Source organism: Tepidimonas sp. (genome assembly GCF_029335975.1).
In the GTDB taxonomy this organism is placed as follows: Bacteria; Pseudomonadota; Gammaproteobacteria; order Burkholderiales; family Burkholderiaceae_C; genus Tepidimonas.
In genome coordinates, this window is sequence record NZ_JARJMT020000069.1 from 1 (window position 1) to 4,090 (window position 4,090).

The 4,090-nt window shown below is 66.1% G+C and carries 3 protein-coding genes and 2 tRNA genes; 1 reads left to right on the forward strand and 4 read right to left on the reverse strand.

Annotation, left to right across the window (positions count from 1 at the left end; translation table 11 throughout):
* The 4 genes from P3W97_RS03665 to P3W97_RS03680 all read right to left on the reverse strand — a co-directional run.
* Positions 1 to 2,358: [protein-PII] uridylyltransferase (locus P3W97_RS03665; protein ID WP_300843888.1), on the reverse strand; the 2,358-nt coding region annotated here is incomplete at its 3' end.
* Positions 2,359 to 2,408: 50 nt separating this feature from the next.
* On the reverse strand, positions 2,409 to 3,242 hold the full coding sequence (gene map / locus P3W97_RS03670; protein ID WP_300843892.1) for a type I methionyl aminopeptidase: 834 nt from the start codon (positions 3,240 to 3,242) through the stop codon (positions 2,409 to 2,411).
* A gap of 14 nt (positions 3,243 to 3,256) precedes the next feature.
* A tRNA-Arg gene (locus tag P3W97_RS03675) sits at positions 3,257 to 3,333 on the reverse strand.
* A 14-nt stretch (positions 3,334 to 3,347) separates the two neighbouring features.
* Positions 3,348 to 3,424, reverse strand: a tRNA-Pro gene (locus P3W97_RS03680).
* A 244-nt stretch (positions 3,425 to 3,668) separates the two neighbouring features.
* Between P3W97_RS03680 and P3W97_RS03685 the strand changes: the two genes are divergently transcribed.
* Positions 3,669 to 4,090 (forward strand): ribosome maturation factor RimP (locus tag P3W97_RS03685; RefSeq protein WP_300843890.1); only part of this gene is annotated, 422 nt, incomplete at its 3' end.

The following is a 4,090-nucleotide window of genomic DNA, read 5'->3' on the forward strand; positions in this document are numbered from 1 at the left end:
CGGCGTGGCTGGATCCAGCGCGCGCGGCAGGCCGCTTTCGACCATGCCCACCAGCTCGCGGTAGTGATCGGACAGGGTTTCCGTTGCGACCTGAAAGGTATCGAGCGCGCGGCCGTCGCTGGTGGTGTGGATTTTGGCGTCCAGGATGGAAAAGCCAGCCTGGTCGAAATAGCCGCAAATGCGGGCGAACAGATCGGGTCGATCGTCGGTGTAGACCAGCACCTGCAGCCCCTCGCCGGCAGGGGACAGGCGGGCGCGCACCAGGGTAAGTGGCGTGCCCGGCGCGGCGTGCGCCAGCGCGCGCGAGAGCTGGCGAGTGTGCCAAGCAATCTCATCGGCGCTGGGCCGCATGAAATAGCCCACATCCAGCTGCGACCACAGCGCCTGGTGGGCCTGGTGTGGCAGGGCGTGCAGGGCCAGCAGGGCGAGCGCTTCGCGTTTGCGGGCTTCGATTTCGGCGTGGGGGTCTGGCGAGCCGCCACCCAGTGCGCGCAGGGTGGCGCGGTAGAGGTCCTCCAGCAGCTTGGCCTTCCAGCCGTTCCACACCTTGGGGCTGGTGCCGCGAATATCGGCCACGGTCAGCAGATACAGGCCCGTGAGGTGTCGCTCATCGCCCACACGGTGAGCAAAGGCGCGGATGACTTCCGGGTCGCTGATGTCCTCTTTTTGGGCCACACGGCTCATGGTCAGGTGCTCCTCGACCAGGAAGCGAATCAACGCCGCATCCTCGCGATCGATGCCATGCTGGCGCGCAAAGGTCAGCACCTCCCGCGCGCCCAGCACGGAGTGATCGCCGCCGCGGCCCTTGCCGATGTCGTGAAACAAGGCCGCGACGTAGAGCACCCATGGCTTGTCCCACCCCGCAGCGAGCTGGGAGCAAAACGGGTACTCGTGCGCATGCTCCGGGATGAAAAAGCGCCGCATGTTGCGCAGCACCATCAAGATGTGCTGATCCACGGTATAGACATGGAACAGGTCGTGCTGCATTTGGCCGACCGTATTGCGAAACGGCCACAGGTAGCGCCCCAGCACCGAGGTCTGGTTCATCAGCCGAAATGCGTGCGTGATGCCCTGCGGCTGCTGCAGCATCTGCACAAAGGTGCGCCGGTTGACCGGGTCGCGCCGAAACGCCGCATTCATGATCGGGCGGGCGTTGTACAGGGCCCGCAGCGTGCGCGCAGACAAGCCTTTGATGCCCGGGGTTTGTTGGTACAACAAAAAGGTTTCCAGGATCGCGTGCGGCTGCCGCAGATACAGGTCGTCGCTCGCTACCTCCAGCAAGCCGTCCTTGTCCAGAAAGCGCGGGTTCAGCGGGCGCGGGGGCTCCATCCCATGCTCGTCGCGCTCTAGGCGCTCTTGGATGTTGAGCAGCAGGATCTGGTTGAGCTGCGTCACCGCTTTGGCGGCCCAGTAGTAGCGCCGCATGAACCGCTCGCTGGCCTTGCGCGCGCGCCGCGCCGACTGCTCGCGGCTGCCATCGCCCGTTGCCCCCGACTCGATGCCGAAAGCGGCGGCCAGCGCAGTCTGCAGATCGAACACCAGGCGGTCTTCGCGCCGCTGGGCCAGGGTGTGCAAGTGGGCGCGAATGAGGCTCAGCAGCGCCTCGTTGGCCTTGAGTTGGCGCGCCTCGCGCGCCGTGGCCAGCCCGCGGCGCGCGAGTTCGTCCCAGGTGTGGCCGAAACCGGCGGCCTTGGCGACCCAGAGGATCACCTGCAGATCGCGCAGCCCGCCCGGCGATTCTTTGCAATTGGGCTCCAGCGCGTAGGGCGTGTTTTCGTAGCGCTGGTGGCGTTGCTGCATCTCGAACTGCTTGGCGCGGCAAAATGCCAGCGGGTCCATCTGCGCGTCAAGCGCCTGGCCCAGCGCAACGAAGCGGCATCGGTCCCCGGCCAGCCAACGGCTTTCCAGCAGTGCGGTCTGAACCGAGATGTCGGCGGCTGCCTCTTGCAGGCATTCGTCCACCGTGCGCACGCTGGAGCCGATCTCCAGCCCGATGTCCCAGCAGTGTCCGATGAAGCGTTCCAGCGCCGCCTTCAGAGGCGCGTGCGCCTCAACCCGAATGCCGTCGGGCAGCAGCACGAGGACATCCACGTCGGAGTAGGGGAACAGCTCCCCTCGGCCGTACCCGCCCACGGCGACCAGCGCCAGTGTATCGGGCAACCCGGATGTCCCCCACAGCGTACGTAGCGTATCGTCGGTCAGCCGGCTTAGCCGCCGCAGCAGGGCACGTATGCCGCGCGAGCGGCCGCCGAGTGCCTCGATGGCGTGCAGCACACTGCGTTTGGCATCCCGGTAGTGCTGTCGCAGCGCAGCGATGTCCAGATGGTCGGCTGGGGCGGGGCAGGGTGGGGCGGGCATGGCTCGGTCAGAAGCAAGACCTGGGCCAGATGCGGCACCGAGCGGCGGCGTCAAGCCGGCGCGGGGCTGGCCGATGCACCGATGAAGGCCGGCGGTGCCGGCATACCGGCCGAGCAGGTCAAGACCTCATAGCCGTCTTCGGTGCACAGCACGGTATGCTCCCATTGCGCAGACAGCGAGCGGTCCTTGGTGATGATGGTCCAGCCATCGCCCATCTCGCGAATTTCGCGCCGTCCCTGGTTGATCATGGGCTCGATGGTAAACGTCATGCCCGGCCGGATTTCCATCCCCGTACCAGGGCGTCCATAGTGCAGCACCTGGGGATCTTCGTGAAAGCGCTGGCCGATGCCGTGCCCACAGAACTCCCGCACCACGCTGTAGCCGGCGCTCTCGGCATAGGCCTGGATGGCGTGCCCAATGTCGCCCAGGCGCACCCCGGGGCGGACCCGCTCGATCCCCTTCCACATGGCCTCGTAGGTTACCTGGCACAGCCGCCGCGCATGCGGGGGGACCTCGCCGACCAAAAACATGCGGCTCGTGTCGCCGTGCCAGCCATTCTTGATGACGGTGACGTCGATATTGACGATGTCGCCTTTTTTGAGGGGCTTGTCGTTGGGGATGCCGTGGCAGACGACGTGGTTGACCGAGGTGCAGATGCTCTTGGGATAGGGTTGATAGCCGCTGGGCGCGTAGTTGAGCGGCGCGGGGATGGCCTGCTGCACACCGACGATGTAGTCGTGTGCCAAGCGGTCCAACTCGTTGGTGGTCACACCTGGCCGCACATAGGGCGCGAGATAGTCCAGCACCTCTGCCGCCAGGCGTCCGGCGGTGCGCATGCCCTCGATGCCTGCGGCATCCTTGATGGTGACGGTCATGTCGTGAATCGTGCGTGTGCGGGTGGCCCGTCCGGAGGGGCTCGAACCCCCGACCCACGGCTTAGAAGGCCGTTGCTCTATCCAGCTGAGCTACGGACGGCAGGGGTGTGTTCGTGGTCGGAGCGAAAGGATTCGAACCTTCGACCCTCTGCTCCCAAAGCAGATGCGCTACCAGACTGCGCTACGCTCCGACTGCCCACATTGTACCCGCGGACGGACGGTGTGGCTGCGGCGCAGTCGGGCAGTGGCAATCGCACCGTCGAGAGGTGCGAATTCCGACCTGGGGTGCTAGAATAGCCGGATCACGACCGAATGGGCGGGTGCACACCGGCCCATTTTTTTTGGTCGCGCGCAATCAAACGGGGTGATAAACGGGGTGATCCAAGCGGATCGAGGCGCCCTTGGGTGCCAACACGAAAGGCGAAAACGGGACGCATGAGCTGGCAGCAGGCGGTGGAGCAGACGGTGGTCGGGCTCGGATACGACATGGTGGACCTGGAGCGGTCCGCCGGCGGCTTGCTGCGCGTGACCATCGATTGGCCCTGGGATGCGATGCAGCCGTCAGAGCGCTTCATCAGCGTCGAAGATTGTGAGCGTGTGACGCGCCAGCTTCAGTATGTGCTGGAGGTCGATGGGGTGGACGACCGTCGCCTCGAGGTGGGCTCACCCGGCATCGATCGTCCGTTGCGCCACGCCCCAGACTACGAGCGCTTCGTCGGCGAGATGGTCGATGTCACCTTGCGCGCCCCCATCGGGGCCGCGGGCGCAGGGGCGGTGGCGCCGGGGCGCAAGACATTTCGTGGTGTCTTGCGCCGCGGCGAGGCGCCCGGTGCGTGGCAGCTCGAGCTGGTCGAGGA